This is a genomic window from Suttonella ornithocola, from assembly GCF_001889065.1.
Classification (GTDB): Bacteria; Pseudomonadota; Gammaproteobacteria; order Cardiobacteriales; family Cardiobacteriaceae; genus Suttonella_A; species Suttonella_A ornithocola.
In genome coordinates, this window is record NZ_LWHB01000285.1 from 1 (window position 1) to 347 (window position 347).

Sequence of the window (347 nt, forward strand, 5' to 3'; positions counted from 1 at the left end):
TTGACTATATATCTGCTTTGGATAGATTGGATTATAAGTGATTTGACTATATATGATGGTTCTATTAACAGCGATATTTTCTCTCATTGGGTGAGAGAAGCACTGTTACCTGAGTTACCTAAAAACAGTGTAATTGTCATGGACAATGCCGCTTTTCATAAACGCAGTGATATTCAAGCAATCATTGAAGAGCATGGGCATGAGATAGTTTGGTTACCCCCTTATAGTCCAGACTTAAATCCCATTGAAAAGATGTGGGCTTGGATTAAGCAAATACGCAAAGAATGGCGGATGGATTGTATTGATACTTTATTCTTTTATCTGTCTTTGGATTGGGTTGGGCTTTA

General features: G+C 36.9%; 1 protein-coding gene. It reads left to right on the forward strand.

What is annotated here, in order from left to right:
- Positions 1-42 precede the first annotated feature (42 nt).
- Positions 43-347: transposase (locus A5N85_RS13780; protein ID WP_169818693.1), on the forward strand; the 305-nt coding region annotated here is incomplete at its 3' end.